The 3001-nt window shown below is 72.2% G+C and carries 3 protein-coding genes; all 3 read right to left on the bottom strand.

Annotated elements, in window-relative coordinates:
- Positions 1-1392, bottom strand: a 1392-nt coding sequence (gene purB / locus BZL64_RS36205) for an adenylosuccinate lyase (RefSeq protein WP_086773275.1), incomplete at its 3' end; no start/stop codon positions are given.
- Positions 1393-1506: 114 nt separating this feature from the next.
- The gene (locus BZL64_RS36200; protein WP_086773274.1) at positions 1507-2295 is read right to left on the bottom strand and encodes an SGNH/GDSL hydrolase family protein; all 789 of its coding nucleotides are present in this window, start codon (positions 2293-2295) and stop codon (positions 1507-1509) included.
- Positions 2296-2357: 62 nt separating this feature from the next.
- The coding region (locus BZL64_RS36195) for a CBS domain-containing protein (RefSeq protein ID WP_143663416.1) at positions 2358-3001 on the bottom strand (644 nt) is incomplete at its 5' end.

Here is a 3001-nt window from a genome sequence, read left to right as displayed (position 1 = left end):
TTCACGGGTGCCGCGGCCGACGACGACGGCCACCTGGTCGGCCGCGGCACCCGTGAAGGACAGCTTGTCGGCCATCAGCGCGTCGAGCTGCGCGCGGTCCAGCGGGATGCGCTCGTCGGCGGCGAACTTGTCCAGCAGCTCGTTGCGCCCGGCGCCGGCCTCGCGCATCGCCAGCGCGGAGGCCACCGCGTTCTCCTTGATCGCCTCGTGCGCCAGCTCCCGGCCCACGCCCGCCCGCACCGCGCCCATCAGCACCTTCGTGGTGGCGAGGAACGGCAGGTAGCGGTCCAGTTCACGGGCGACGACGGCCGGGAAGGCACCGAACTCGTCGAGCACCGTCAGGAACGTCTCCAGCAGGCCGTCGAGCGCGAAGAACGCGTCCGGCAGCGCGACCCGGCGCACCACCGAGCAGGACACGTCGCCCTCGTTCCACTGGTCGCCCGCCAGCTCGCCGGTCATCGACGCGTAGCCGCGCAGGATCACCATCAGGCCGTTCACGCGCTCGCAGGAGCGGGTGTTCATCTTGTGCGGCATCGCGGAGGAACCGACCTGGCCCGGCTTGAAGCCCTCGGTCACCAGCTCGTGCCCTGCCATCAGCCGGATCGTCTTGGCGAGCGAGGACGGGGCCGCCGCCAGCTGCACCAGAGCGGTCACGACCTCGTAGTCCAGCGAGCGCGGGTAGACCTGGCCGACCGAGGTGAACGCCTGCGAGAAGCCGAGGTGCCCGGCGATCCGCTGCTCAAGGTCCCCGAGCTTGGCCGCGTCGCCGCCGAGCAGGTCGAGCATGTCCTGGGCGGTGCCGACCGGCCCCTTGATGCCGCGCAGCGGATAGCGGCCGAGCAGCTCCTCGACCCGCCCGTACGCCACGAGCAGCTCGTCGGCAGCCGTCGCGAACCGCTTGCCCAGGGTGGTGGCCTGCGCGGCCACGTTGTGCGAGCGGCCGGCCATGACCAGCTCGGCGTACTCGCCGGACAGCTTGCCCAGCCGCGCCAGCACGGCCACCGTACGGTCGCGGACCAGCTCCAGGGACAGTCGGATCTGGAGCTGCTCGACGTTCTCCGTGAGGTCGCGGGACGTCATGCCCTTGTGGACCTGCTCGTGCCCGGCGAGGTCGTTGAACTCCTCGATCCGCGCCTTCACGTCGTGCCGGGTGACCTTCTCGCGCTCGGCGATGGAGGCCAGGTCGACCTGGTCGAGGACACGCTCGTAGTCGGCGATCGCCGAATCCGGCACCTCGATCCCGAGGTCCTTCTGCGCCCGCAGCACGGCGAGCCAGAGCTGACGCTCCAGCTTCACCTTCTGCTCGGGCGACCAGAGCGTGGCGAGCTCGGCGGAGGCGTAGCGTCCGGCGAGAACGTTGGGGATGCGGGGCTTGGCGGGAGCAGAAGTCACGTGTACGGATTCTACTGGCGATTCGTGCAGGCCAGTGCCATCGCCGTGTTCGGCGGAACCTACGAGACGCGGGTCACGCACGACTACGGCCGCCGAGACCCACGTCACCCACGCCTACCGCCGCGGTCCCTCGTACGGCAGCAGGTCGGGGCGCTTCGGGGGGAGGCCGTCGCCCGAGGAGCGGCCGGTGAGGCGGCGGGCGATCCACGGCAGCAGGTACTGCCGGGCGAACCGGGCGTCGGCCACCCGGCGGGCGACCCAGGCCGGCGGCACCGTAGCCGGCATCGGCTCGCGCCACTCGGTGTCCTCGGGGTCGTACCCGAGGCCCTGCCAGACGGCCTCGGCGATCCGGCGGTGCCCCTCGGCCGTGAGGTGCAGCCGGTCCACGTCCCACATCCGCGGGTCGCCCAGGGACGGGGCGCCGTACAGGTCGACGACCAGTGCGCCGTGCCGGGCGGCGAGGTCGTCGACGCAGGCGAACAGCTCCTCCATGCGCGGCCGGAACCGCTCCAGGACCGGGCCCTGCCGGCCGGGGCTGCGCATCAGCACGAGCTGCTTGCAGGACGGGGCGAGCCGCTCCACCGCCTCCGTCAGCAGGTCCGTCACCCGGACCATGTCGCACTTGGGGCGCAGCGTGTCGTTGAGGCCCCCGACCAGGGTGATGACGTCGGCGCCCATGGTGGCCGCGACCGGCACCTGTTCCTCGACGATCTGGCCGATCAGCTTGCCGCGCACCGCGAGGTTGGCGTAGCGGAAGCCGGGGGTGTGCGCGGCCATCCGGCCGGCGAGGAGGTCCGCCCAGCCGCGGTAGGTGCCGTCGGGCAGCAGGTCCGACATGCCCTCGGTGAAGGAGTCGCCGACCGCGACAAGGCTGGAGTGCGGGGGAGTGGTGTTCGTCTGCATGGCGTCAGCGATGGTAACCCGCACGCCATACCCAGCGGTCGGTCACCCCCCGCCGCCCGGTCTCAGGCCCGCTGCCCGAACAGCTCCCGCAGCACGTCCTCCATGGTGACCAGCCCGGCGAGCCGCCCGTCGGAGCCGAGTGCGGCAGCCAGGTGGGTGCGGCTGCCGCGCATGGCGGTCAGGACGTCGTCCAGCGGCGTCGTCTCCCGCACGCGGGCGATGGGCCGCAGGTCCCCCACCCGGAACGGCTCGTCCCGTGGCGAGGCGTCCAGCGCGTCCTTCACATGCAGGTAGCCGACGATCCGCCGCCCCTCGTCCACGACGGGGAAGCGGGAGAACCCGGATTCGGCGCCCAGCCGTTCCAGCTCCTCCGGGGTGACGCCCACGCGCGCGTAGACGACACGTTCCAGCGGCAGGACGACGTCGCGCACCGGGCGCCGGCCCAGCTCCAGGGCGTCGTGCAGCCGTTCCTGGGCGCGGTCGTCGAGCAGACCCGCCTCGCCGGCGTCCCGCACGATCTGCGCCAGTTCCGCGTCCGAGAACGTGGCGGTGACCTCGTCCTTCGTCTCGACGCGCAGCAGCTTCAGCAGGACGTTGGCGAAGGCGTTGATGGTGAAGATCACCGGCCGCAGTCCGCGGGACAGCGCGACGAGCGGGGGCCCGAGCAGCAGCGCGCTGCGCACCGGCTCGGCGAGCGCGATGTTCT

This window comes from Streptomyces bobili (assembly GCF_002154575.1).
In the GTDB taxonomy this organism is placed as follows: Bacteria; Actinomycetota; Actinomycetes; order Streptomycetales; family Streptomycetaceae; genus Streptomyces; species Streptomyces bobili.
The sequence above is the reverse complement of the archived record's forward strand: the minus strand, read 5'-3'. Positions and strand labels throughout refer to the sequence as shown.